Raw genomic sequence first — 25,441 nt, 5'->3', positions numbered from 1 at the left:
CGCGAACCGTTGACTGCCGTCACCAACACGATACGCTCCTGATGCGAGCCCACCACGCCAAGGGGGCGAACCGGTATGCATCCACGGCCCACCGCGCACGTCGACACCTTCGCCCGCGACCGTCTCCCGCCACCGGACGAGTGGCCCGAGCTCCGCTTCGACCTGCCGGAGCTGCGCTACCCCGGGCGGCTGAACTGCGCCGCGGAGTTGCTCCAGGGCCGGCCCGACGACCGCCCGGCGTTCCGTACGCCCGACGGCGAGGTCTGGACGTACGGGGAGCTGCGCGCGCGGGTGGACCGGCTGGCGCATCTGCTCACCACGGACCTCGGGGTGGTGCCCGGCAACCGGGTGCTGCTGCGCGGGCCCACCACGCCGTGGCTGGCCGCCTGCTGGCTGGCGGTGCTGAAGGCGGGTGCGGTCGCCGTCACCGTGCTGGCCCAGCAGCGCCCGCACGAGCTGGCCACCATCTGCGCGCTCGCGAAGGTGCGGCATGCCCTGTGCGACGTGCGCTCCCTCGACGACCTCGTGAAGGCGGAGGTCCCGGACCTGCGGATCGCCGTGTTCGGCGGGGACTCCCGCGACGACCTGCTGCACCGCCACGCGCCCGAGGGCCCGTTCGAGGCGGTGGAGACGGCCGCCGACGACGTCGCCCTGATCGCCTTCACCTCCGGCACGACCGGGAAGCCCAAAGGCTGCATGCACTTCCACCGGGACGTGCTGGCCATCGCGGACACCTTCTCCCGGCACGTCCTCGAGCCGGTCGCCGACGACGTGTTCGCGGGCAGTCCGCCACTGGGCTTCACCTTCGGACTCGGTGGTCTGGTGGTGTTTCCGCTGCGCGCGGGGGCGAGTGCCCTGCTGCTCGAACAGGCCCATCCCGCCCAGCTGTTGACGGCGATCGAGGAGCACCGGGTGTCGGTGCTGTTCACCGCGCCCACCGCCTACCGGGCGATGCTGGCGGAGGCGGACGGACACGACCTGTCCAGCCTGCGCCGCTGCGTCTCGGCGGGCGAGAACCTGCCGGCCGCGACCTGGCAGGCCTGGCACGACCGCACCGGGGTGCGCATCATCAACGGCATCGGCGCCACCGAACTGCTGCACATCTTCATCTCCGCCGCCGACGACGCCGTCCGCCCCGGCGCCACCGGCGTCCCCGTGCCCGGCTGGCAGGCGCGCGTGCAGGACGCGGACGGCGTCCCGGTGCCCGACGGGCAGCCCGGACTGCTCGCGGTGCGGGGCCCCGTCGGCTGCCGCTACCTGGCCGATCCGCGCCAGCGAAACTATGTACGGGACGGCTGGAACGTCACCGGCGACACCTACGTCCGCGACCCCGACGGCTACTTCCGGTACGTGGCCCGCGCCGACGACATGATCATCTCGGCCGGGTACAACATCGCGGGCCCCGAGGTCGAGGACGCCCTGCTGCGCCACCCGGACGTGGTGGAGGCGGCGGTGGTCGGGCGTCCCGACGAGGCACGCGGGCAGGTCGTGGTGGCGTACACGGTGCTCAAGGAAGGCGCGGAGCGGGACGCGGAGGCGCTGCGGGCGTTCGTGAAGACGGAGCTGGCGCCGTACAAGTGCCCGCGGGAGATCGTCTTCCTGGACGCGCTGCCGCGCACGGCCACCGGCAAGCTTCAGCGGTTCCGGCTGCGTACGGGCGCCGGCACCGGAGACGACCAGGGCTGATGCCGGGGAAACGGCCCCGCGGACACGACCTAAGATGATCAACGTGTCCGACCAGCATGCTCCACGGTCTCTCATCGTCACGCTCTACGGCGCCTACGGCCGGTTCGTGCCGGGCCCGGTGCCCGTCGCGGAGTTGATCCGGCTGCTGGCCGCCGTCGGCGTGGACGCGCCGTCCGTGCGTTCCTCCGTGTCCCGGCTCAAGCGCCGCGGACTGCTCCTCCCGGCCCGCACCGACCGGGGCGCGGCCGGCTACGAACTGTCGCCCGAGGCACGGCAGTTGCTGGAGGACGGCGACCGGCGCATCTACGCCACCGCGCCGCCCGGCGACGAGGGCTGGGTCCTCGCGGTGTTCTCGGTGCCGGAGTCGGAGCGGCAGAAGCGGCATCTGCTGCGCTCCCGGCTGGCCGGTCTCGGCTTCGGCACGGCGGCGCCGGGCGTGTGGATCGCCCCGGCCCGGCTGTACGAGGAGACCCGGCACACCCTGGAGCGGCTGCGGCTCGACGGGTACGTCGACCTGTTCCGCGGCGAGCACCTGGGGTTCGCGGCCACGGCGGAGGCGGTGGCCCGCTGGTGGGACCTGCAGGCGATCGCCAAGGCGCACGAGGCGTTCCTGGAGGGGCACGCGCCGGTGCTGCGCGCCTGGGAACAGCGCACGGACACCCCGCCGGAGGAGGCGTACCGGGACTACCTCCTCGCCCTGGACGACTGGCGCCACCTCCCGTACACGGACCCGGGCCTGCCCGCCGCGCTGCTGCCGGCGGACTGGCCGGGGACGCGCTCGGCGGCCGTCTTCCGGGCGCTGCACGAGCGGTTGCGGGACGCGGGGGCGGAGTTCGTGAACCCGGCGTCCGGCTCCGCTTCCGCCGCCGAGGCGGACTGAGGCGTTCCTCTCTTACGCGCCTTCCGTGAGCGGCAGGTCGGAGAGGGTGAGGCGGGGCTTGGGCGCGTCGGTGCGGCCCGTACGGGGCGGGCGGCTGCCCGCGCGGTACTGCGGCGGCCAGACCACGCCCGGACCCTCGTACCCCTGCTCGGCGGCTGCGTGCAGCGTCCAGTGCGGGTCGTACAGATGCGGGCGGGCCAGCGCGCACAGGTCCGTACGACCGGCCAGGATCAGGGAGTTGACGTCGTCCCAGGAGGAGATCGCGCCGACCGCGATCACCGGGACGCGGGCCTCGTTGCGCACCCGGTCGGCGAACGGCGTCTGGTAGGAGCGGCCGAACTCCGGCTCCTCGTCGGCCACCACCTGCCCGGTGGACACGTCGATCGCGTCGGCGCCGTGGTCGGCGAAGGCGCGGGCGATCGCCACCGCGTCCTCCGCCGTGGTGCCGCCCTCCGCCCAGTCGGTCGCGGAGATCCGCACGGTCATCGGCCGGTCCTCCGGCCACACCGCCCGCACCGCGTCGAACACCTCCAGCGGGAAGCGCAGCCGCTTCTCCAGCGAGCCGCCGTAGGCGTCGGTGCGGCGGTTGGTCAGCGGGGAGAGGAAGCTCGAGAGCAGATAGCCGTGTGCGCAGTGCAGTTCGAGGAGGTCGAATCCGGCGCGCGCGGCACGTACGGCGGCAGCCGTGAACTGCTCGCGCAGGTCGGTGAGCTGGGCGCGGGAGAGTTCGCGGGGGGTCTGGCTTCCGGGCTTGTACGGCAGCGGGGACGGGGCGACCAGGGGCCAGTTGCCCTCGTCGAGGGGTTCGTCCATGCCCTCCCACATCAGCCTGGTAGAGCCCTTGCGGCCGCTGTGGCCGAGCTGCACGCCGATGGCGGTACCGGGGGCGCGGGTGTGCACGAAGTCGGTGATCCGCCGCCACGCCTCCGCCTGCCGTCCGCTCCACAGCCCGGCGCACCCGGGGGTGATCCGGCCCTCCGGGCTGACGCACACCATCTCCGTCATCACCAGGCCGGCGCCGCCCAGCGCGCGGGCGCCGAGGTGGACGAGGTGGAAGTCGCTGGGCAGGCCGTCGGCCGCCGAGTACATGTCCATGGGTGAGACGACGACGCGGTTGCGCAGGGTGAGTCCGCGCAGCCGGAACGAGGTGAACATCGGGGGCGTGCCGGGCGGGCAGCCGAAGCCGCGCTCCACCGCCTCGGTGAAGTGCGGGTCACGCAGCCGCAGATTGTCGTGGGTGACGCGGCGGCTGCGGGTGAGCAGGTTGAACGCGAACTGGCGCGGCGGCTGGTTCAGGTGGAGGGCGATGTTCTCGAACCACTCCAGGCTGGCGCGGGCCGCGCGCTGGGTGGAGGCGACGACGGGCCGCCGCTCCGCCTCGTACGCCTCGAGGGCGTCGGTGAGCGTGGGCTGCTCGCTCAGGCAGGCGGCGAGGGCGAGGGCGTCCTCCACGGCGAGCTTGGTGCCGGAGCCGATGGAGAAGTGCGCGGTGTGGGCGGCGTCCCCGAGCAGCACCACGTTGCCGTGCGACCAGCGCTCGTTGACGACCGTACGGAACGTCGTCCACGCCGAGTTGTTGGAGCGGAGGGGCCGGCCGCCGAGCGCGTCCGCGAAGATCTTGGCGCAGCGTTCGACGGACTCGGTCTCGTCGAGCTCGTCGAAACCGGCGGCCCGCCACACCTCTTCGCGCATCTCCACGATCACGGTGGAGGCGTCGGCGGAAAAGGGGTAGCCGTGCAGCTGCATCACGCCGTGTTCGGTCTCCGCGATCTCGAAGCGGAAGGCGTCGAAGGGGAAGTCGGCGGCCAGCCAGATGTAACGGCAGCGGTGCGCGGTGATGTGCGGGCGGAACACGTCCGCGAAGGCGGTGCGGGTGGTGCTGTGGACTCCGTCGGCGGCGATGACGAGGTCGTGGGTCCGGGCGAGGTGGGCCGGGTCCGGGGCCTCTTCCCGGAAGCGGAGTTCTACTCCCAGGGAGCGGCAGCGGTGGTGGAGGATCTCCAGGAGGCGGCGGCGGCCGAGGGCTGCGAAGCCGTGTCCTTGGGAGGTGTGGCGGGTGGTTCTGTGGACGATGTCGATGTCGTCCCAGCGGACGAATTCGGATTGCAGGGCGGAGTAGACCTCCGGGTCCGCGTGTTCGATGCCGCCGAGGGTTTCGTCGGAGAGGACCACGCCGAAGCCGAAGGTGTCGTGGGGGGTGTTGCGTTCCCACACCGTGATGTGGCGGTTCGGCTGCAGCCGTTTCAGGAGGGCGGCGGCGTAGAGGCCGCCCGGGCCGCCTCCGACGACCGCCACGCGCAGGGGGCCGTTCGGCTTCGTCGGCGGGTGCGGGTTCGTTGTGGCTTGTCGCGCAGTTCCGCGCGCTCCTGGGGGAGTCACCGCCCCCTCCATTTCGGGGCTCGCTTCTCCGTGAAGGCCGCGTGGAACTCGGCGTAGTCCTCTCCTGTCATCAGGAGGGCCTGGGTGGAGGCGTCCAGTTCGATCGACGCGGCCAGCGGCATGTCCAGTTCGGAGGTGAGCAGCGCCTTCGTCTGGGCGTGGGCCAGGGCCGGGCCGTCGGCGAGGCGGCGGGCCAGGTCGCGGGACGCCGTGTCCGCGCCGCCCTCTTCGGTCAGCGCGCTGATCAGGCCGATCCGCTCGGCCTCCGGGGCGTGCACCGGCTCGCCCAGCATCAGCAGACGGGTGGCGTGGCCGAGGCCGACGACCCGGGGCAGCAGGTAGGCCGCGCCCATGTCGCCGCCGGACAGGCCGACCCGGGTGAACAGGAAGGCGAAGCGGGCGGTGGGGTCGGCGACCCGGAAGTCCGCGGCCAGCGCGAGGACCGCGCCGGCGCCCGCCGCTACCCCGTGGACCGCCGCGACGACCGGGAAGGGGCATTCGCGGACCGCGCGGACCACCTGGCCGGTCATGCGGTTGAAGTCGAGGAGCTGGGCGGTGTCCATGGACAGGGTGGCGCCGATGATCTCGTCGACGTCGCCGCCCGAGCAGAAGCCGCGCCCCTCGCCGCCCAGCACCAGGGCGCGGACGGCCCGCTCCCGGGACAGCTCGGCGAGCAGGTCGCGCAGGTCGGCGTAGGCGCCGAAGGTGAGCGCGTTCAGCTTGTCGGGGCGGGCGAGGGTGACATGGGCGACGCCGTCGGCGATCTCGACGCGCAGATGCTCCCAGCGCGCGGTGCGGGCGGCGGAGCCGGTGAAAGGACTCATGAGGGCGGCCTCCTCGGGCGGGCACTGCGCGGCTCAGTGAGGTCTGCCACTCGAAGTTATCACCGGTTGGTGACTGTCGTCACGAGTGCGCGATACGCCGTTCGGGCGCCGTCACACGCGTCACGGAACATCGACGCCTCGGTAACGGTGCGGCCGGGCGTGCGAGGCGGGGTCGCCGGGCGGGTAGGCCGCGGTTGCCGGGGCGCGGCGCCCCGGTCGGTGCGCCCGGCAGGGCTCCGGTGGCTCCCCCCATCCCGGGAGCGGAACCGGGAGAGGCGCGCCGTACCATGGGCACTCGAACACGGGAGCGCCCGCTCCATGAACGGAAACGCTGTGTACGAACCCCCCGCCATCCCCACCTCCTGGCGCGTCGCGCTGCCGCACACGACCGCGGCCGTGCCCGTCGCGCGTGCGCTGGTGCGCACCGCGCTCGCCGAGCGGGAGCACTCCGCCGACTGCGACACGGCGGAGCTGCTGACGGCGGAGCTGGTGGCGAACGCCGTGGAGCACACTTCGGGCGCCACCCCCATCGAGCTGGTGCTGAGGCTGCTGCCGACCGGCTTCCAGGTGGAGGTGCACGACGAGGACCCGGAGCCGCCCCGCGACCTCACCAAGCCCAACCTCGACCTGCCCGACCCGTGGCAGGAGCACGGGCGCGGGCTGCTGCTGATCCGTATGCTCAGCTCCTCGTGCGGACACCGCCCCACCGAGTCCGGCAAGGCGGTGTGGTTCCGGCTGCCGGGCCAGCGCAGCCCGGTCTGACGCGGGCTCTCAGCCGAGGGTGGCGACCAGGACCGCCTTGATGGTGTGCATACGGTTCTCGGCCTCGTCGAAGACCAGCGAGTGCGCCGACTCGAACACCTCGTCGGTCACCTCGAGCGACTCGAGGCCGTGCGCCTCGTACACGTCCCGGCCGACGGCGGTGCCCAGGTCGTGGAAGGCCGGCAGGCAGTGCAGGAAGCCGATGTCCGGGTTCCCGGTGGCGCGCAGCACGTCCATGGTCACCGCGTACGGCGCGAGGGCGGCGATCCGCTCGCCCCAGACCTCCTTGGGCTCCCCCATGGACACCCAGACGTCGGTGGCGACGAAGTCGGCGCCCGCGACGCCCTCGGCGATCTCCTCGGTGAGCGTGATCCGGGCCCCGCTCGCCGCGGCCAGCTCACGGGCGCGGTCGATCACCTCCTGCGCGGGCCAGTACGTCTTCGGCGCGACGATCCGCACGTCCATGCCGAGCAGGGCGGCGGTGACCAGGTAGGAGTTGCCCATGTTGAAGCGGGCGTCGCCGAGGTAGGCGAAGGCGATCTCCGTGAGCGGCTTGTCGCTGTGCTCGGTCATGGTGAGCACGTCGGCGAGCATCTGGGTGGGGTGCCAGTCGTCGGTGAGCCCGTTGAAGACGGGGACGCCCGCGAAGGCGGCCAGCTCCTCGACCTTGGCCTGGCTGTCGCCCCGGTACTCGATCCCGTCGTACATCCGGCCCAGCACCCGCGCGGTGTCCTTCACGGACTCCTTGTGGCCCATCTGCGAGCCCGACGGGTCGAGGTAGGTCGTGGAGGCGCCCTGGTCGGCGGCGGCGACCTCGAAGGCGCAGCGGGTGCGCGTCGAGGTCTTCTCGAAGATCAGGGCGATGTTCTTCCCGCGCAGGTACGGCGTCTCGGCCCCGGCCCGCTTGGCGGCCTTCAGCTCGGCGGCCAGCTCCAGCAGGCCGCGGAACTCCTCCGCGGTGAAGTCGACCTCCTTGAGGAAGTGACGGCCGGCGAGGGGGGTCGGGACTGTCGCCATGGGGGCGCTCCAGGACTGGGGGACACGAACCATGGAAGTCTATACGACTACTTGCAATTCTATACAGCGCCCTCTATACGGCGTCCCGTTCCACCGGGCAGCTCATGCAGCGCGGCCCGCCCCTCCCCCGTCCCAGCTCGCTGCCGGGGATCTCTATCACCTCGATGCCCTGTTTCCGCAGGTGGGTGTTGGTGGTGGAGTTCCGCTCGTAGGCGACGACCACGCCCGGTTCGACGGCCAGGACGTTGCAGCCGTCGTCCCACTGCTCCCTCTCGGCCGCGTGCACGTCCTGGGTGGCGGTCAGCACACGGATCTCGCTCAGGCCGAGCGCGGCGGCGATCGCCCGGTGCATGTGCTCCGGCGGATGGTCGGTGACCTTCAGCTCCTTCTCGTCGCCGCCCGGCTCGATCGTGTACGAGCGGAGCATCGGCAGGCCCGCGTACTGGGTGAAGGTGTCGCCGTCGACCATGGTCATCACGGTGTCGAGATGCATCAGGGCGCGTCTCTTCGGCATGTCGAGGGCGACGATGGTGCGCGCCGAGCCGGCCGCGAACAGCTTGTGCGCGAGCATCTCCACGGCCTGCGGGGTGGTCCGCTCGCTCATCCCGATCAGCACCGCGCCGTTGCCGATCACCAGCACGTCGCCGCCCTCGATGGTGGACGGGTAGTCGGCCTGCCCCTCGGACCACAGGTGGAAGGACGCGTCCCGGAACATCGGGTGGTGCCGGTAGATCGCTTCGAAGTGCACGGTCTCGCGCTGGCGGGCCGGCCACCGCATGGCGTTGATGGAGACGCCGTCGTAGATCCACGCGGACGTGTCGCGGGTGAAGAGGTGGTTGGGCAGCGGGTGGAGCAGGAAGTCGTCCAGCTCCATCACATGGAAGCGCACGGAGACCGGCTCGGAGTGCGAGTCGAGGAACTCCCGCTTGGTCATCCCGCCGATCAGCACCTCCGCCAGCTCCGGCGCGGGCAGCGTCTCGAACGCGGCGCGCAGATGGTCGGTGGCGAGCGGGCCGTACTCCTTCTCGTCGAAGACCCGGTCCAGCACGAGCGCCCGCGCCTCGGGCAGCTCCAGCGTCTCGGTGAGCAGGTCGCCGAAGAGGTGGACGGTGACGCCTCGGTCGCGCAGCACGTCCGCGAAACCGTCGTGCTCCGCGCGCGCCCGGCGCACCCAGAGCACGTCGTCGAAGAGCAGCGCGTCCTTGTTGCTCGGGGTGAGCCTTTTGAGCTCGAGATCGGGCCGGTGCAGGATGACGCGGCGCAGCCGCCCGGCCTCGGAGTCGACGTGGTAGGTCATGCCTCCATCCTGACCGCCCGGACCCGGGTTCACCCCTGCCCTCGCCGAATCCCGTCCGCCACACGCGGGAAGCGCGCGGGGCGCCCGGCGGGCGGCGGGGCGCGGAGGTACCGGTGGTCCTCCGCGCCCCGCGCGCCTCACAGACGCGGGTCGACCGGTTCCGACTCCAGGGCGAGCACCGCGAGCACCGCGAACACCGGCTCGTGGCCCCGCCACAGCGGCTCCCCGTCGGCGAGGCGGTCCAGGGCCTCCAGGCCGAGGGCGTACTCGCGCAGGGCGAGGGACTGCTTGTGGCCGAGGAAGCGGGAGCGCAGGCGGGCCAGGTTCTCCGGCCGGGTGTACTCGGGACCGTAGATGATCCGCAGGTACTCCCGGCCGCGGCACTTGACGCCCGGCTGCACCAGCCGTCCGGCGCCGTCGCGGGCAAGGGCGCCGACCGGCTTGACGACCATGCCCTCGCCGCCGCGTCCGGTCATCTCCAGCCACCAGTCCACGCCGGCCCGCACCGACTCGGGGTCGGCGGTGTCGACGTAGAGCCGGCGGGTGGTCTGGAGCAGGCCCGTGGCGTCGTGCTCGACCATGCGGTCGATCAGGGCGAGCTGCCCGTCGTGCGGCAGCCCGGCCAGGCTGCGGCCCCGCACGGCGAGGATCTGGAACGGCGCGAGACGCACGCCCTCCAGCCCTTCGGTGGTCCAGCAGTAGCGGCGGTAGGCGTCGGTGAACCCGGCCGCCGCGCTCGCCCGCTCCCGCTGACGGGTCAGCAGCTCGCCCACGTCGACCCCGCGGGCCGCCGCGCCCTCCAGGGCCGTGAGGGCGGACGGGAAGACCGCGCCGGCCGCGGCGCCGACCGCCGCGTACTGGGTGCGCAGCAGCCCGGACGCCTTCAGCGACCACGGCATCAGCTCGGCGTCCAGCAGCAGCCAGTCGGTCTCGAGTTCGTCCCACAGCCCGGCCTCGCCGGCGGCCGTGCGCAGCCGGCCGAGGATCTCCTCGGTGACGTCGGCGTCGTCGAAGAACGGCCGGCCGGTACGGGTGTACAGCGAGCCCGTCTCGCCCCCGGCCGCGCCGAACCGGCGGGACGCCGTCTCCGCGTCCCGGCACACCAGGGCGACCGCGCGCGACCCCATGTGCTTCTCCTCGCACACCACCCGGGCCACACCGTCCTGCTCGTAGCGCGCGAACGCCTCCACCGGGTGCTCCAGGTAGCCGTCGAGCTGCGAGGTCGCGGTGGGCGCCATGGTCGGCGGCAGGTACGGCAGCAGCCGCGGGTCGAGCGCGAACCGGCTCATCACCTCCAGCGCGGCCGCCGCGTTCTCCTCCCGTACGGCCACCCGGCCCATGTGCCGGGTCTCCACGACCCGCCGGCCGTGCACGTCCGCCAGGTCCAGCGGGCGCCCCTCGTGCCCGCCGGGCGCCTCGGTGCGCAGCGGCCGCACCGGCTCGTACCAGACCTGCTCGGCCGGTACGTCGACGAGCTCGCGCTCCGGCCAGCGCAGCGCGGTGAGCTTGCCGCCGAACACCGCCCCGGTGTCCAGGCAGATGGTGTTGTTGAGCCAGGTCGCCTCGGGGACGGGCGTGTGGCCGTAGACGACGGCGGCCTTGCCGCGGTAGTCCTCCGCCCACGGGTAGCGCACGGGCAGCCCGAACTCGTCGGTCTCGCCGGTGGTGTCGCCGTAGAGGGCGTGGCTGCGGACCCGGCCGGAGGTGCGGCCGTGGTACTTCTCGGGCAGGCCGGCGTGGCAGACGACGAGCTTGCCGCCGTCGAGGACGTAGTGGCTGACCAGACCCTCGACGAACTCCCGTACCTCGGCGCGGAATTCCTCGCTCTCACCCTCCATCTGCTCGATCGTCTCGGCGAGTCCGTGCGTGTGCTGGACGTTGCGGCCCTTGAGGTAGCGGCCGAACTTGTTCTCGTGGTTGCCGGGCACGCACAGGGCGTTGCCCGACGTGACCATGGACATCACGCGGCGCAGCACGCCGGGGCTGTCGGGCCCGCGGTCGACGAGGTCGCCGACGAACACGGCGGTGCGGCCCTCCGGGTGGACGCCGTCGACGTAGCCCAGCTTGCCGAGCAGCGCCTCCAGTTCGGCGGAGCAGCCGTGGATGTCGCCGACGATGTCGAACGGCCCGGTGAGGTGGGTGAGGTCGTTGAACCGCTTCTCCGTGACCACGGTGGCGTGCTCGACCTCCTCCACGCCGCGCAGCACGTGCACCTTGCGGAAGCCCTCGCGCTCCAGGTGGCGCAGGCTGCGCCGGAGTTCGCGGGTGTGGCGGCGGATGACCCGGCGGGGCATGTCGGCGCGGTCGGTGCGGGCCGCGTTGCGCTCGGCGCACACCTCCTCGGGCACGTCGAGGACGATGGCGATCGGCAGCACGTCGTGCTGCCTGGCCAGGTCGATCAGCTGACGCCGGGCGTCCTGCTGGACGCTGGTGGCGTCGACGACGGTGCGGCGGCCGGCCGCGAGGCGCTTGCCCGCGATGTAGTGCAGCACGTCGAAGGCGTCACGGGAGGCGCTCTGGTCGTTCTCGTCGTCGGCGACCAGACCCCGGCAGAAGTCGGAGGAGATGACCTCCGTCGGCTTGAAGTGGCGGCGCGCGAAAGTGGACTTGCCCGAGCCGGAGGCGCCGATCAGCACCACCAGGGACAGGTCGGTGACCGGCAGGGCACGGCCGCGCGCGGCGGTGGCGGTGGTGTCGGTGGTCGTCATGCGGCCTTCGCCTCCTTCGGGGTGCCGAGCCGGAACACGGCCATCTGGGTGGGCGGTCCGACCTCGGGGTCGTCAGGACCGACCGGCAGGAACTCGACGTCGTAGCCGTGCCGTTCGGCGACGGTGCGGCCCCAGCCGCGGAACTCCTCGCGGGTCCACTCGAAGCGGTGGTCGCCGTGCCGGACATGCCCGGCCGGCAGGCTCTCCCAGCGGACGTTGTACTCGACGTTCGGGGTGGTGACGCACACCGTACGGGGGCGGGCGGCGCCGAACACCGCGTACTCCAGGGCGGGCAGCCGTGGCAGGTCGAGGTGTTCGATCACCTCGCTGAGCACGGCCGCGTCGTAACCCTTGAGGCGCTTGTCGGTGTAGGCGAGGGAGCCCTGGAGGAGGGTGACGCGGGACGCCTGCCGCTCCCCCATGCGGTCCAGCTTGAGCCGCCGGGAGGCGATGGTGAGCGCCCGCATCGACACGTCCACGCCGACGATCTCGGTGAACGCCGGGTCCTTCAGCAGCGCCTGCACCAACTGGCCCTGCCCGCAGCCGAGGTCGAGCACCCGGGCGGCTCCGGACGCGCGCAGCACGCCGAGGATCGCCTCGCGGCGCCGCACGGCGAGCGGGGTGGGCCGCTCCTCCTCCTCGGCCTCCGGCTCCACGGCGTTGTCGAGGTCCTCGACCTCGCTGTCGTCCGCCTCGGCCAGCCGCACCAGCTCCAGCCGCTCCTTCGCCTGCCGGGTCAGCGACCAGCGGTGGGAGAGGTAGCGGCGGGTGATCAGCTCCCGCTCCGGGTGGCCGGCCAGCCAGCCGTCGCCGACGCGCAGCAGCTTGTCGACCTCGTCCGGGGAGACCCAGTAGTGCTTGGCGTCGTCCAGGACGGGGAGCAGCACGTACAGGTGGCGCAGCGCCTCGGCGAGGGTGAGCTCCTGGGCCTCCAGGGTCAGGCGTATGTAGCGGGAGTCGCCCCAGTCAGGGAACTCCGTGTCCAGCGGCACCGGTTCGGCGGTGACCGTCCAGCCGAGCGGCTCGAAGAGGCGGCGGACCAGGTCGGCGCCGCCGCGCGCGGGCAGCGCGGGCACCTCGATACGCAGCGGGCGCGGGGCGTCCGGCAGCTCCGGGCGCGCGGTGCACACACCACGCATGGCGCTGGAGAAGACGGAGCCGAGGGCGACGGCGAGCAGTGAGGAGGCCGCGTACGGCCGGTCGTTGACGTACTGCGTCAGGGCGGCGTCGGGTGCGCCGCCGCGGCCCTTGCCCTTGCCGCGCCGGACCAGCGCCACCGCGTCCACCTCCAGCAGCAGCGCCGCCGTGCAGCGTTCGGCGTCCGCCTCGGGGTAGAGGACGTGCGCCGTGCCGTACGACGTGGAGAACGCCTGCGCCTTCTCGGGATGCTTGTGCAGCAGATGACCGAGGTCGGTCGCCGGGCGCTGCGCGGAGCCGGTGGTGCTGATCGTCAGGAACACGGAGTCACACCTCGAGACACCTTCTGAGCTGGGGAGAACACCGGGATTCACGGTGTCGGCCCAACGTACAGGCAAGGGGTCGCGGGGGTCCGCGTATTTTTCGCGCATATGCGGTGCGGGGCCGCCCCTTCACGGGTGCGGCCCCGCTCCCGCGCCGGGTCAGGACAGCTGGGACTGGACCTGGGAGGAGATCAGCTCCAGGTGGTCCAGGTCGGACAGGTCGAGCACCTGGAGGTAGACGCGCTGCGAGCCGATCTCGGCGTAGCGGCCGATCTTGTCGACCACCTCGGCCGGGGAACCCGCCAGACCGTTCGCCTTCAGCTCGTCGGCCTCACGGCCGATCGCGGCGGCGCGGCGCGCCACCTCCTGGTCGTCGCGGCCGACGCAGACGACGAGGGCGTTGGAGTAGACGAGTTCGCCCGGGTCGCGGCCGATCTCACGGGCGGCGTTCCGGACCCGCTCGAACTGGGAGGCGGAGTCCTCGACCGACGCGAAGGGGATGTTGAACTCGTCGGCGAACCGGGCCGCGAGGCGCGGGGTCCTCTTGGCGCCGTGGCCGCCGATCAGCACGGGCACCTTGGACTGGGCCGGCTTGGGCAGCGCGGGCGACTTGGTGAGGTCGTAGTAGGTGCCGTGGAAGTCGAAGGTCTTGCCGGCCTCGGTGGCCCACAGACCGGTGACGATCTCGAGCTGCTCCTCGAGGCGGGCGAACTTCTCCTTGGGGAAGGGGATGCCGTACGCCTTGTGCTCCTCCTCGAACCAGCCCGCGCCCAGGCCGAGTTCGACGCGTCCGCCGGACATCTGGTCGACCTGCGCGACCTGGATGGCGAGCACGCCGGGCAGGCGGAAGGTGGCGGCGGTCATCAGCGTGCCGAGGCGGATCCGCTTGGTCTCGCGGGCGAGTCCGGCGAGGGTGATCCAGGCGTCGGTGGGGCCGGGCAGGCCGTCCGCGGAGCCCATGCTCAGGTAGTGGTCGGAACGGAAGAAGGCGTCGAAGCCGAGGTCCTCGGTGGCCTTGGCGACGGTGAGCAGAGTGTCGTAGGTGGCCCCCTGCTGGGGCTCGGTGAAGATGCGAAGATCCATGCCTTCCATCCTGCACGGTCACCGGGGCGGGGGCGCGCGTGGCCCCTCGGCGTGCCTCGCCGCACGCCGGTGGTACGGCCGGTCGTGACCGGGGGTGGGGAAGATCGTTGGCTCGCTCGGAGCCGGAGCGTCCGGCACCCGCGCCGGACCTGTGACGCCGGGGCGTCACCGTGTCGGCCCCCCGGCGGGGCCATGGGCCGAGGGGGCCGTCATGTCGGAGGAGCAGAGCAGTGTGCCGCAGGGGGGCGGGGTGGTGCCCGGAGGGCCGCAGCGGGGCGGGGTGATGCCCGGAGGGCCGCAGGGGGGTCTGCTGGCGCAGATGGACATGCTGATGGCGGCGCTGAACGCGGACCTGTCCGCGCTGGACGCGGAGCTTCAGGGGGCCGGCGGGAGGGGTGAGGCGCGGGGGGCCTCGGCCGAGGGGTCGGGCGACAGCCCGGGCGTCTGAGGGCTCGTGACCCGGCGGTCAGCCGGCCTCCCGCCGGGGTAACGCCGCCTCCCGCTCCGCCAGTTTGCGGAGCATGTCCCGGACGCGGTCCCGCGCCTCGTCCGCCGCGTCGATGGCCTCGACACAGCTCCAGTACGTCGCCTCGTCGCCGGCGGCGCAGGCGATGCCGACGAGGGCGATGCCGACGTCGCCGAGCAGGCCGCCGAGGTGCATCAGGCACGCGCGGGTGTCGCCCAGTTCGGTGAGCCGGGCCGCGCGCGGCTCACCGAAGTCGGCCGGCGGCCGGTCCAGGACGCCGATGCCACGGCAGGCCAGGTCGGCCAACCCCGTGGCTTCGTCGCGCAGTTGGGGCGGGCCCACGAGCGCCAGGCGGCTCCCTACCGCCTGGGCCAGGGCCTGCGCCTGCCACACCTCGGTCAGCAGCTCCGGAACCTGGCCGCCGGCGGCCAGGGCCCTCCTGCTCGTCACGATGAGCCGCACAGCGTCCATGCGCTGCCCCCGTCTGTCCGACGCGCTGCCCACGCGTCCGCATCCGTTGCACTCCCTTGTTCACTACCCAGAGTGAAGCTCTGTGAGACAAAAGGCCAGAGGAAGTCCGAAATCTGTGGACAGCCGGGGAGGGCCGGTCGAACATTCGACTACCGAGCGTGAGAGTGGAAGGGATGGCTCCTCGGGCCTGTCCGGCGGATCAAGTCGGGGGAAAGGCGCAGCGTCTTGCAACCCAGATGAGCGGGGTCTGGTGCGTCCAGCTGCAAGGCGGAGGAGGGAGTCGACGCGGAGCGTCGGCGAGTGACGACAACGCCGCAGACGGGCGTGCCAGACCCCGCGTCCTCGGCGTGATCCGCCGGACAGGCCCTAAGCGCGGGGCGGAGCTCCGGACGACCGCTCCGGGTCAGGCACCGGGAACCTGTGCTCGTTCCGGTCGATCTTCTCGGCCAGGGCCGCCAGCGGGTCGACGCCGAGGACCTCGCAGAACTGGAGGAGGTAGGCCAGCACGTCGGCCACCTCGTCGGTGACGCGGTGCGCGGTGTCCGGGTCGTCCATCACGCGGGCGGACTCCTCCGGCGTCAACCACTGGAAGATCTCCTGCAGTTCGGCCGCCTCCACGGCGAGCGCGGCGACCAGGTTCTTGGGCGTGTGGTACGGCTGCCAGTTCCGCGCGGCGGCGAACTCGGCGAGGCGGCGCCGGAGCGCGGGCAGGTCGGCGGGCCGGGACGCGTCGTGCGGATCAGTCACGCCTCAGGTGTACCACGGTCGCCCCGGGCACCCGGGCGGCCCAGGTGGCGTCGCTCACCGCGCCGACCAGGCGGATGTGCCCCCGTTCGCACATCCGCGCCGCCAGCGCCAGCAGGGCCGCGCGCTGGGCCGGGTCCTGCGCCCGGTCGAGGTTGTCGGCGAGGACGGTGAGGCACTGCAGGGCGGCCGGCACCTCGCCGGGGATGTCCGCCTCCAGCACGCCGGGGCCGGTGAGCAGGACCAGCGCGAGGGCGGTGTAGCGCAGTTCGCCGTCGCCGAGCCGGCGCAGCGTCGTGCGGGCGCCGTTGCCCCGGTCGAGCACGGCGCGCACCAGGCGGCCTCCGGCGGACGGCTCGGCGAGCAGGTCGGCGACGGGTCCGGCGCAGCCGACGCGCACCGCGTCCACGAGCAGGGCGTGGCGGCGGGTGCACTCGGAGCGGGTGCGCCACAGCACGTCGGCGAGGTTCTCGCAGCCCGGGAGCAGCCGCCCGCTGCCCGCGGGGACGGGGTCCCGCATCCGCTCGGGGCGGGGGTCGCAGGGGAAGACGGAGCGCAGCGCCACCAGCATCTGCTCGGCGGCGGCGAGCACGCGGAGCTGCCCGGCGGTCGTGCCGGCGACGCGCAGCGGCAGCAGCGCGGTGCCGAGACGGTCGTCGGGGAGGGGCGCGCGGGTGACCGCGGTGGCGCCGCCCGTGTGCCAGGCGGCCTGCACGGTGCGCCGGCGGGGATCGCGCAGCGCGGTCTCCAGGAGAACCAGGCCGTCGGCGGACAGCCTTTCCCCCACGATGCGCAGTTCGGGCTCCGCCTGGACGGCGACCTCCAGGCGGACCGGGCCCTCGGGGCCGTCGGCGGTGCAGCCGATGCGGAAGCCGCGGCGGCGCTGGGCGTCAGGCCGGGCCCGCTCCGGGACGCAGGCCGAAGGGCTCGGGAACACCTCGCCCAGTTCGGCTCCGCCGCCGAGCCGCGCGAGCGCCTCGTAGGCGCGCAGCGCGGTGGTCTTGCCGGTGCCGCTGGGACCGGCGAGCAGGGTGAGGTCGCCCAGGCGGAACGTGGTGCCGCGGTGTCCGGCGAAGGCGGAGAGCAGCAGCTCGGTGACGCGCGGCAGGTTGGGGCGCCGGGCCTGCCCGGGGTCCACGGGCGCGCGCGTGGGGGGTGGTGCGGCGGGCGGCGGGGGCGTCGTCGTCGCGACCGGCTGGGGCGGGGGCGGCGGGGTCATGCGCCGGACGCTAAACGCTTCCGCTGCCGCCGAACCGTTCCGTCAGAGGGCCGTTCCTACGAACGGACGGCGCGCCGGTCTTCGCGCGCGGGGCGCGTGGAGCGTCATGCGCCGGGCGCTCCCACGCCCTCCATCAGTCCGGTGACCTCCATGCCCTCCGGCGTCAGCAGGAAGACGTTGCGGTCCACGCGGTGCATTCCGCTGGCGAGGCCGAAGACGACGCCCGTGCTGAAGTCGAGGACGCGTTTGGCGACGTCCGGTTCCGCGCCCGTCAGGTCGAGCAGGACGGGTATCCCGGACATCAGGGTCTCGGCCACCTCGCGGGCGTCCGCGAAGACGTTCACACGCAGGACGACGAAACGGCGCCGCGCCTCCGTCCTGGCCTCCGGCATCGCGCGGCGGCCGACCGAGGACGGCCATGCGTCGCGGCCCCGCAGCGGCACGACCTGGGCGAGCCCCTCCCACTGTTCGTCGGTGACATCGTGGCTGCTCACCGGCATGCTCCGTCCCCTGTCGCGCTGGCTGTCTGCATCGGCCAATTCTTACCCATGGTCACCCGTTCGGCCCAACAACGACACGCTCCGCCATCGCTTGCCCCGCAACACCCCGATCCGTGTGGGCTGTTGACCTTGGTCCCGGGCGCGGCTTGCATGTGCACATGGCTGGTGAGACGGGTGGTGCGGTGGGGCCGGTGCTGGGTTTCTCGACCCAGGAGGAGTTCGAGGCATGGCTGGAGGAGCACCAGGGGGATGCGGAGGGGCTGTGGCTGAGGATTCCGCGGAAGGGGTCCGGGCTGAAGGGGGTCGACTACGCCACCGCGCTGGAGTCCGCGCTGTGCTTCGGGTGGATCGACGGGCAGAAGCGGAGTCTGGACGAGACGTACTGGGTCCAGCGGTTCACTCCGCGGCGGGCTCGGAGTCGGTGGTCCGCGGTGAACCGGCAGAAGGCGATCGAGTTGATCGAGCGGGGGCGGATGCGGCCGGCCGGGCTGCGGGAGGTGGAGAGGGCCAAGGCGGACGGGCGGTGGGAGGCGGCGTACGCGGGGCAGCGGAGTGCGGTCGTTCCTGACGATCTGCGGGCTGCGTTGGACGCGGCGCCTGTGGGGGCGCGGGAGTTCTTCGAGGGCTTGGACAGCCGGAACCGGTACGCGATCCTTCACCGGATCGAGGAGGCGAAGCGGGCGGCTACGCGGGCGGCGCGGATCGAGAAGTTCGTGGCCATGCTGGCGCGGGGGGAGAAGCTGTATCCGTGACGGCCGGGGGTCGTTTCGCCCCCTCCGCCCCTTCCCGTACCCGACCCCGGGGCTCCGCCCCGGACCCCGCTCCTCAAGCGCCGGAGGGGCTGCTGGTAGCCCGTCCGGCATTTGAGGAGCGGGGTCCGCCAAGGGTGAGCTAGCCCGCCAGGACCGCCTCCGCCGCGGCCACGCCGCATACCCTCGCCGCTCCGTGGGTGGCAATGTGCACGGCGCCGCGCGGCGCCGACTGCGGCACCCCCATCTCCACGACCACCGTGTCCGGCCCCTCCGCCAGCAGCGTGTCCAGGGCCGCGCCCATCCACGGGTGCCGGTGTTCGTCGCGGACCACCGCGACCACCCTCCGGCCGGCGGCCGCGCGCAGGGCCTCCCTTCCCGCGTCGGGGCCGGTGAAGTGGCCCGTGTCCGTGCCGGGGAGGAGGCGTTCCAGTTCCGCGCCGACGCCCCACGGCGTCTCGTCGCCGACGGCGATGTTGGGGGCGGGGCTGAACGTGGCGACGTAGACGGGCGCGGTGACCGGTGCGGGACCGCCGGCACGGGTGACCGTGACGGCGCGGCGCGCGGCCGTCAGGCCGATCTCCGGCGCCGGGTCGTCCGCCGCGGAGGGCGACCGGCGCATGCCCGTCGTCCAGGCGGCGAGGGACCTGACCCGGGCCGCGGCGTCGGCGAGCCGTTCCTCGGGCAGTTCGCCGGAGCGTACGGCGGTGACCAGGGCGTCCTGGAGCCGCAGCACCGTGTCCTCGTCGGCGAGTCCGCCGCCCACGCAGATCGCGTCGGCGCCGGCCGCGATGGCCAGCACGACCCCGTGTTCGAGGCCGTAGGTGCCGGTGACGGCGCCCATCTCCATGCCGTCGGTGACGATGAGACCGTCGTAGCCGAGCTCGTCGCGCAGCAGGCCGGTGAGGATGCGCGGGGAGAGGGTGGCGGGGCGGTCCGGGTCGAGGACGGGGACGCGGATGTGGGCGGTCATGACGGCACGCGTGCCGGCCTCGATGGCGGCGCGGAACGGCCGGAGTTCGCGCTCGTGCAGCGTGGTGGCGTCCAGGTCGATCTGCGGGAGCGCGTGGTGGGAGTCGACGCTGGTGTCGCCGTGGCCGGGGAAGTGCTTGGTGCAGGCGGCGACGCCGTGGGACTGCAGGCCCTCGACATAGGCGGCGGTGTGCCGGGCGACGAGGGCGGGGTCGCGGCCGAAGGACCGTACGCCGATCACCGGGTTGTCGGGGTTGGCGTTGACGTCGGCCGAGGGAGCCCAGTTGAGGTTGACGCCGCACGCGGCGAGCCGGCGGCCCAGCTCGCGGGCCACCCGACGGGTGAGGGCGGGGTCGTCGACGGCGCCGAGGGCGTGGTTGCCGGGGAACGAGGAGCCGGTGCGCACCTCGAGACGGGTGACGTCGCCGGCCTCCTCGTCGATGGCCACCAGCAGGTCGTCCCGTTCGGCGCGCAGCTGGGCGGTGAGGGCGGTGACCTGCTCGGGGTCGGCGACGTTACGGCCGAACAGGGCGACGGAGACCAGGCCCTCGGCCAGTCTGCGCCGCACCCAGTCGGGTGCGCTGGTGCCGGTGAACCCCGGCTGCAGCACGGCGAGCGCGTCCCGGGTGAGGGTGGAGGCGCCGGTGGTGAATGTCGTCATCTGGTGGCGTTATCCCTTCACGGCGCCTGCGGTGAGGCCGCTGACGGCGCGGCGCTGCAGGAAGACGAAGAGGATCAGGATCGGCACGGCGAACAGGGAGGAGGCGGCCATGGTGGCGCCCCAGTCGTCGCCGAACTGGGTCTGGAAGCTGGACAGCCACAGCGGCAGGGTCTGCGCGCCGCCGGACTCCTTGCTGAGCACCAGGACGAGGGGGAACTCGTTCCAGGCGGTGATGAAGCCGAACATGGACGTGGACATCAGGCCGGGCGCGAGCAGCGGCAGGATGACCCGGCGGAACGCCTGGGCGCGGGTGCAGCCGTCGACCATCGCGGACTCCTCCAGCTCCTTCGGCACGGCGGCGACGAAGCCACGCAGCGTCAGGATGGTGAAGGGCAGGATCATCATCATGTAGAACGCGGTCAGCGGCACCAGGCTGTTCAGCATGGAGGCGTCGCGCACGATCATGTAGATCGCGATCACCATGACCTCCCAGGGCGCCATCTGGGCCAGCATGAACCCGATGACGAAGCCGCGCCGCCCCTTGAACCGCATACGGGCCAGGGCGAAGGAGCCGGCCAGCGCGACGGCCAGGGAGAAGAGGACGGCCAGACAGGTGACGGTGAGCGAGTTGCGGAGATACGTCCAGAAGTGCTCGGCGTCCGTCGCGGTCCCGAAGTGCTCGAACGTGATGTCCGTGGGGAACCAGACCGGGTCCTCGGCGATGATGTCGCCGGTCGGCTTCAGCGCCGTGGCGAACATCCAGTACACGGGGAAGATGCAGGCGGCGAAGACGACGAGGGCGGTGGCGTTGGGCCAGATGCGGCCGAAGAGCGAGCGCTTCACAGCTCGTCCTCCTCTTGCTTGAGCACGATCCTGAGGTAGTACGCGGTCAGGCCGAGCATGATCAGGATGGTCAGCACCGCGATCGCCGCGCCCATGCCGTAGTGCTGGTTGCCGACGCCCTCGATGTAGGCGTAGACGGGCAGGATCTCGGTGAGCCGGTCGGGGCCGCCGCCGTTGAAGGTGAAGACCTGGACGAACGCCTTGAAGATCCAGATGATCTCCAGGAATGTCGTGGCGTAGAGGAACGGCCGCAGGAACGGCAGGGTGACGGTGGTGAAGCTGCGCCAGGCGCCGGCGCCGTCGAGCGCGGCCGCCTCGTACAGCTCGCCGGGGATGGTGGTGGTCGCCGCGTAGAGGTTGATCGCGACGAACGGCACGGACATCCAGACGATGAGCAGGGTGACGACGAAGAACGTCGACATCTGGCTGCTGGTCCAGCTGTAGTCGGCCATGGCGTGCCAGCCGAGCTTGTCGAGGACCCAGTTGACGACGCCGAAGCGCTGCGCGAACAGCCACTGGTAGACGGTGGTGGCGGCGACCACGGGCATCGCCCAGGCCAGCACCAGGCCCATCATCAGCGTGAACCGCATCCGCCTGCCCAGGCGGGCGAGCAGCAGACCGACGAGGGCGCCCAGCAGCATGGTGAGGACGACGTTGACGGCGGTGAACAGGATGGAGCGGAGGGTGACCCGCCAGAAGTCCTCCCCGGTGAGGACCTCCTTGTAGTTGTCGACGCCGTTCCACTCGGTGACGTGCTGGATGAGCTGCGCCATGTTGAGGTTCTGGAACGACAGCAGCAGGTCCTTCAGCAGCGGCCAGCCGAGCAGCAGCACGGTGGCCGCGCAGGCGGGCAGCAGCAGGAGGTACGGGGCGAGCGCGCCGGCCCGCGACGCGGCTCTGGGTCGGGGCCCGGCGGGTGCGGGGTCGTCCGCCTTGCGGACGTCCGCCGGTGAGGAGGGCGGCCGTTCGGTCTGCACGGTCATGCTCGCGATCTCTCTTCTCGGCGTGCTCAACGCGGGGCGGGGACCGTCCCGTCGGCCGGTCCCCGCTCCGGTCGGAGCGCGTGCGCTGTTACTGCTGCTGCGCCAGGCGCTTGTTGAACTCGCCCTCGACCTGCTTCGCGGCGGCGGCCGGGGACTTGCCGTTCAGGACGGCGGTCAGATACGTCTTGATCGGGTTGGGGTCGTTCTCGACGGCGGCCCACTCGGCGATCAGCGGGGTGGTGCCGCCGACGGCGGCGGCGGGAGCTGCGGCCTCGGCGGGCGCGTTGCCCTTGAGGTTGCTCTGCAGCGACTCCTTGTTGGGGATGACGCCGTTCTCCTTGGCGAGCTGGCCCTCGAACGTGTCGGAGAGGGCGAGCTTCAGGAACTCCTTGGCGAGCTCCTGCTTCTGGCTGCCCGCGGCGACGGCGAGGTTGGAGCCGCCGAGGAAGACGCCCTCGGGCTTGCCGGCGGTGGCGCCGGGGATGGTGAAGTAGCCGATCTGCTTCTCGATGGCGGGGTTGGCCTCGACGGCGATGCCGGCCTCCCAGCCCATGCCGATGAAGGCGCCGACGTTGCCCTTGGCGAAGACCTCGCCCTGCTGCGGGGTGGCCTCGTCCTTGTCCTTGGGGGCCTTGGACAGGGCCTGGAACTTCTTGTAGGTCTCGGCGGCCGCGGCGACCTTCGGGTCGTCGAGGTTGGAGACGTACTTGTCGCCGTCCTTCTTGACGAGTTCGCCGCCCTCGCCGATGACCAGGCCGACGAAGTGGTACCAGTTCTGGCCGGGCAGGTAGATCGGCTCGGCGTCGGTCTTCTCACCGATGGTCTTCAGCGCGGCGTAGAACTCGTCGCGGGTCTTGGGGGTGTCCTTGAGGCCGGCGTCGGCCCAGACCTTCTTGTTGTAGAGGACGACGCGGTTGGCGAAGTACCAGGGGGCGGCGTACTGCTTGCCCTCGTAGACGGAGGACTCGTTGAGGGACTCGGTCCAGTCGGCGCCGATCTCCTCCTTGAGGTCAGCGAGGTCGGCGAGGCCGCCGGTCTTGGCGTAGGCGGGGGTCTGGGTGTTGCCGATCTCGAAGACGTCCGGAGGGTTCTCCTCGGACAGGGCGGTGGTCAGCTTCTGCTGGATGCCGTTCCACTGCTGGACCTCGAACTTGACCTTCGCCTTGGTCTTCTTCTCGAACTCGGCGGCGAGGTCCTTCTGCCACTGGTCCGGTGAGGAGCCGTCCATGACCCAGACGGTGAGCGTCTGTCCGGCGTAGCCGTCCGCGCCGGCCTTCTTGCCGTCGCCGCCGTCGTCGCCACCGCACGCAGCGACCGAGAACAACATGCCCGCGACCCCGATCGCGGCTATCAGCTTGCGCTTCACGCGCCACCCCTCCTCAGGAATGCCTTGCACACCCACGCCCTCGCGGTGACCCTGACATCGGCGCAACAGCTCGGCGGGCTGGGACCCGGCTTCCGCTAAATGGTTTAGACCAGCAAGGGGAGCTTGGCCTAGACCTATGGTCGTGTCAAGGGTTGCCCCACTCACGGCTGGGTAACGGCAACGGGCCGTGTGTGACGTGGAGATGTCCACCCAAAGAGGGACGGGATCCAGGGTTGGACTAGACCAAAGCAAGAGCGCGCCGTTATAACGGGATCGCCGAGCGTGCGGCGCCGATCACCTGACGGTCCGCCGACGTGCACCGCGGCCGGCCCCCTGCCGTCCGCGCGCCGGACACCGCAGCCGGAAGGCAGGACATGAGCACGGACGTCAGCAGCGCCGACCGGCCCGGCACGGGGGCGCCGGGCCGCGGGGACCGCGTGCCGAAGTACTACCGCATCAAGCAGCGGCTGCTGCAGATGACGGACGAGCGCGTCCCGGGCTCCCCGATGCCGGCCGAGCGGCTGCTCGCCGTCGAGTTCGGCACGTCCCGTACGACGGTCCGCAAGGCGCTGCTGGAGCTGGTGAGCGAGGGACGGCTGGACCGGATCCAGGGCAAGGGCACGTTCGTGGCCCGCCCGAAGGTGTACCGGACGCTTCAGCTCACCTCTTATACGGAGGACATGAGGGCGCAGGGTCTCAACCCGGCGTCCCGTGTCCTGGACATCGGCTATGTCGCGGCCGACGAGGAGCTGGCGGCACTGCTGGAGGTCGAGCCGGAGGACAGGGTGCTGCGCATCGAGCGGCTGCGGCTGGCCGGCGGCGAGCCGATGGCGATCGAGGCGACCCACCTCTCCGCCCGCCGCTTCCCCGGCCTGCGCCGCAACCTCCGCCGCTACACCTCCCTCTACACGACGCTGGCCGAGGTGTACGGGGTGCGGCCGGCGGAGGCCGACGAGACCATCGAGACGTCGCCGGCGACCCCGCGCGAGGCGGGCCTGCTCGCCACGGACGTGGGCCTGCCGATGCTGCTGCTGTCCCGCCACTCGCGGGACGAGAACGGGACACCGGTGGAGTGGGTGCGGTCGGTGTACCGGGGCTCCCGCTACAAGTTCACGGCTGTGCTGACGCGTCCGACGCCATGACATCGGTGTCGGTGGCAGCGAGGACCGCGACGCGGGTACGGGAGGCGTCGAGCACGGCGAGGCCCAGGTCGGCGGTGTCGTGGTGGAACCACGGGGTGGAAGCGAGGAAGCGGAGCCAGCGGTGATCGGGGGTGGTCCGCACGGCTTCGAGGAACGGCACGTCGGCGGGTAGCCCCATGAGGGCGTACAGACTCTCCCACGCGAAGAGCCGCGCATACGCACCACCCTGCCCCTGCCCACCGGCCCCGCCGTGATACGCGGCGGAGAACAACTCGTTGAGCACGTCATCGGGCGTCGTCATACAGGCGACCGCGGTCCCGTCGCCCTCCAGACAATCCAGGGGGAGCCGCTGAAGAAGGGCCGTCCCGAAGTCACCGGGCTCGATCGGCGCAGGCAGCACGAAGAATCGCGCCTCGGGAGTACGCGCCCACCCGCCGGCGACGAAGGGCCGTGCGGCCGCCTGAGCCCGGGCGTCATCGGGCACACCGACAGCGTGCAGCCCGGCATCCGCACCGGTCTCACTCGGCGGCACCTCGGGAAAACGGGCCCGAAGCTGCCGCAAGGTCTTGACCGCCCCGAGCCCGCGCACCCTCACCATGAACCGGTGCTCGATGTCGAGCCGGGTCTCAGGCAGCCACGCCAGCGGGTGCCCGAGCGTGCGCAACCTCTCGGCGTAGGCATCCATACGAGCTCGCCCGGTCCCGGTGCCGAGCAGCGCGAGCTCACCGAGCAGACAGGCCCGGGTCTCGACCTCAGAATCGTGAAGTCCGTCCGGCACCTGCCCGAACAAGGGCTCGAGGTTCCGTAGAGGCTGCACCTTGGCCAGCCTCGCGGCCACCGAGCGCCGAATCCGGTCCCCTTCCTCCCAGGCCACAGTTCCGCAGGGCAGCAGTCGGCCCACGATGTCCACGGCGTACGCGGCGCAGCCCTGGGAGCGCGTCTCGGCGAGGGCCTCGGCGATGCGCCCGACGGTGCGCACTGCCAGGCTCCCTCCGAACTCCTCACCGGACGCTTCAGCGCACAGCTGCTCCGCCGCCGCGAACAGCTCTCCCGGCCGCTGCCCGGCCAGACGCGCCAGTTCCTCCGGGCCTGCCTCTTCCCATCGCCGCCGCTCGGAAGCGCCGTCACCAGGTGTCACTCGGTCATGACTCACCTCACGAGTCTACGAGGATGACATCAAGTAGCTTTGCTCAGGCACACGTTCTACGAGTGAAGCGTCGCAACGGGGG

Annotated in this window: 22 protein-coding genes; 6 read left to right on the top strand and 16 right to left on the bottom strand. The window is 72.2% G+C overall.

The window, feature by feature from the left end; all coding sequences use genetic code 11:
• The first annotated feature begins 75 nt into the window (after positions 1-75).
• On the top strand, positions 76-1,686 hold the full coding sequence (locus AY578_RS25540; protein ID WP_258905650.1) for an AMP-binding protein: 1,611 nt from the start codon (positions 76-78) through the stop codon (positions 1,684-1,686).
• A 34-nt stretch (positions 1,687-1,720) separates the two neighbouring features.
• On the top strand, positions 1,721-2,566 hold the full coding sequence (locus AY578_RS25535) for a PaaX family transcriptional regulator (RefSeq protein ID WP_019523544.1): 846 nt from the start codon (positions 1,721-1,723) through the stop codon (positions 2,564-2,566).
• Between the two features lie 12 nt (positions 2,567-2,578).
• Here AY578_RS25535 and AY578_RS25530 read toward each other — a convergent pair whose 3' ends face one another.
• Positions 2,579-4,957, bottom strand: a complete 2,379-nt coding sequence (locus AY578_RS25530) for a bifunctional salicylyl-CoA 5-hydroxylase/oxidoreductase (RefSeq protein ID WP_258905649.1) — start codon at positions 4,955-4,957, stop codon at positions 2,579-2,581.
• Entirely contained in the window at positions 4,942-5,769 is an 828-nt protein-coding gene (locus AY578_RS25525) for an enoyl-CoA hydratase family protein (protein ID WP_019523546.1), read from the bottom strand. The genes AY578_RS25530 and AY578_RS25525 overlap by 16 nt, the downstream gene beginning before the upstream one ends.
• A 318-nt stretch (positions 5,770-6,087) precedes the next feature.
• Here AY578_RS25525 and AY578_RS25520 point away from each other — a divergent pair, with 318 nt between their 5' ends.
• Positions 6,088-6,531, top strand: a complete 444-nt coding sequence (locus AY578_RS25520; RefSeq protein WP_026243634.1) for an ATP-binding protein — start codon at positions 6,088-6,090, stop codon at positions 6,529-6,531.
• A gap of 9 nt (positions 6,532-6,540) precedes the next feature.
• Here AY578_RS25520 and argF read toward each other — a convergent pair whose 3' ends face one another.
• From argF to AY578_RS25495, 5 genes are all read right to left on the bottom strand, one after another.
• Positions 6,541-7,548, bottom strand: coding sequence for an ornithine carbamoyltransferase (argF, locus tag AY578_RS25515; protein ID WP_161107117.1), 1,008 nt, complete (start codon positions 7,546-7,548; stop codon positions 6,541-6,543).
• A gap of 73 nt (positions 7,549-7,621) precedes the next feature.
• Complete coding sequence (locus AY578_RS25510; protein WP_019523549.1) at positions 7,622-8,845, bottom strand: arginine deiminase; 1,224 nt, start codon at positions 8,843-8,845, stop codon at positions 7,622-7,624.
• Positions 8,846-8,982: 137 nt separating this feature from the next.
• The gene (locus AY578_RS25505) at positions 8,983-11,553 is read right to left on the bottom strand and encodes a polynucleotide kinase-phosphatase (protein WP_258905648.1); all 2,571 of its coding nucleotides are present in this window, start codon (positions 11,551-11,553) and stop codon (positions 8,983-8,985) included.
• Positions 11,550-13,013 carry a 3' terminal RNA ribose 2'-O-methyltransferase Hen1 gene (locus AY578_RS25500; RefSeq protein ID WP_136238022.1) on the bottom strand — a complete coding sequence of 488 codons (1,464 nt, stop codon included), beginning with the start codon at positions 13,011-13,013 and terminating at the stop codon, positions 11,550-11,552. The genes AY578_RS25505 and AY578_RS25500 overlap by 4 nt, the downstream gene beginning before the upstream one ends.
• Before the next feature lie 159 nt (positions 13,014-13,172).
• Positions 13,173-14,096, bottom strand: coding sequence for an LLM class F420-dependent oxidoreductase (locus AY578_RS25495; RefSeq protein WP_258905644.1), 924 nt, complete (start codon positions 14,094-14,096; stop codon positions 13,173-13,175).
• Between the two features lie 211 nt (positions 14,097-14,307).
• Here AY578_RS25495 and AY578_RS25490 point away from each other — a divergent pair, with 211 nt between their 5' ends.
• A complete protein-coding gene (locus AY578_RS25490) occupies positions 14,308-14,544 on the top strand; it encodes a hypothetical protein (protein WP_136238021.1) in 237 nt (78 codons plus the stop codon).
• Between the two features lie 18 nt (positions 14,545-14,562).
• Here AY578_RS25490 and AY578_RS25485 read toward each other — a convergent pair whose 3' ends face one another.
• The 4 genes from AY578_RS25485 to AY578_RS25470 form a co-directional block, all read right to left on the bottom strand.
• The gene (locus AY578_RS25485; protein WP_136238020.1) at positions 14,563-15,033 is read right to left on the bottom strand and encodes a DUF6099 family protein; all 471 of its coding nucleotides are present in this window, start codon (positions 15,031-15,033) and stop codon (positions 14,563-14,565) included.
• A 366-nt stretch (positions 15,034-15,399) separates the two neighbouring features.
• Complete coding sequence (locus AY578_RS25480; RefSeq protein WP_028961689.1) at positions 15,400-15,780, bottom strand: nucleotide pyrophosphohydrolase; 381 nt, start codon at positions 15,778-15,780, stop codon at positions 15,400-15,402.
• Positions 15,773-16,996 (bottom strand): ATP-binding protein, encoded by a 1,224-nt coding sequence (locus tag AY578_RS25475; RefSeq protein ID WP_028961690.1) that lies wholly within the window; start codon positions 16,994-16,996, stop codon positions 15,773-15,775. The genes AY578_RS25480 and AY578_RS25475 overlap by 8 nt, the downstream gene beginning before the upstream one ends.
• A gap of 104 nt (positions 16,997-17,100) precedes the next feature.
• Positions 17,101-17,496, bottom strand: a complete 396-nt coding sequence (locus AY578_RS25470; RefSeq protein ID WP_019523556.1) for a cell division protein SepF — start codon at positions 17,494-17,496, stop codon at positions 17,101-17,103.
• 158 nt (positions 17,497-17,654) lie between these two features.
• On the opposite strand from AY578_RS25470, the gene AY578_RS25465 reads away from it, so the two are divergent.
• Positions 17,655-18,248, top strand: a complete 594-nt coding sequence (locus AY578_RS25465; RefSeq protein ID WP_210636688.1) for a YdeI/OmpD-associated family protein — start codon at positions 17,655-17,657, stop codon at positions 18,246-18,248.
• 139 nt (positions 18,249-18,387) lie between these two features.
• Here AY578_RS25465 and AY578_RS25460 read toward each other — a convergent pair whose 3' ends face one another.
• From AY578_RS25460 to AY578_RS25445, 4 genes are all read right to left on the bottom strand, one after another.
• Entirely contained in the window at positions 18,388-19,878 is a 1,491-nt protein-coding gene (locus AY578_RS25460) for a glycoside hydrolase family 3 protein (RefSeq protein WP_161231661.1), read from the bottom strand.
• A 9-nt stretch (positions 19,879-19,887) separates the two neighbouring features.
• A complete protein-coding gene (locus AY578_RS25455; RefSeq protein WP_019523559.1) occupies positions 19,888-20,721 on the bottom strand; it encodes a carbohydrate ABC transporter permease in 834 nt (277 codons plus the stop codon).
• Positions 20,718-21,704 (bottom strand): carbohydrate ABC transporter permease, encoded by a 987-nt coding sequence (locus AY578_RS25450; protein WP_161231662.1) that lies wholly within the window; start codon positions 21,702-21,704, stop codon positions 20,718-20,720. Before AY578_RS25450 ends, AY578_RS25455 begins: the two co-directional genes overlap by 4 nt.
• 88 nt (positions 21,705-21,792) lie before the next feature.
• Positions 21,793-23,070 (bottom strand): extracellular solute-binding protein, encoded by a 1,278-nt coding sequence (locus tag AY578_RS25445; RefSeq protein WP_019523561.1) that lies wholly within the window; start codon positions 23,068-23,070, stop codon positions 21,793-21,795.
• A gap of 374 nt (positions 23,071-23,444) precedes the next feature.
• On the opposite strand from AY578_RS25445, the gene AY578_RS25440 reads away from it, so the two are divergent.
• On the top strand, positions 23,445-24,212 hold the full coding sequence (locus tag AY578_RS25440; protein WP_019523562.1) for a GntR family transcriptional regulator: 768 nt from the start codon (positions 23,445-23,447) through the stop codon (positions 24,210-24,212).
• On the opposite strand, the gene AY578_RS25435 is transcribed toward AY578_RS25440, so the two are convergent.
• Positions 24,181-25,350, bottom strand: a complete 1,170-nt coding sequence (locus AY578_RS25435; RefSeq protein WP_020700060.1) for a DUF6183 family protein — start codon at positions 25,348-25,350, stop codon at positions 24,181-24,183. The two genes, AY578_RS25440 and AY578_RS25435, sit on opposite strands and share 32 nt — an antisense overlap.
• Positions 25,351-25,441 lie beyond the last annotated feature (91 nt).

Source organism: Streptomyces thermocarboxydus (assembly GCF_024760485.1).
Lineage (GTDB): Bacteria > Actinomycetota > Actinomycetes > Streptomycetales > Streptomycetaceae > Streptomyces > Streptomyces cellulosae.
Note: the sequence above shows the minus strand (reverse complement) of the source record. Positions and strands in the feature narration are given on the sequence as shown.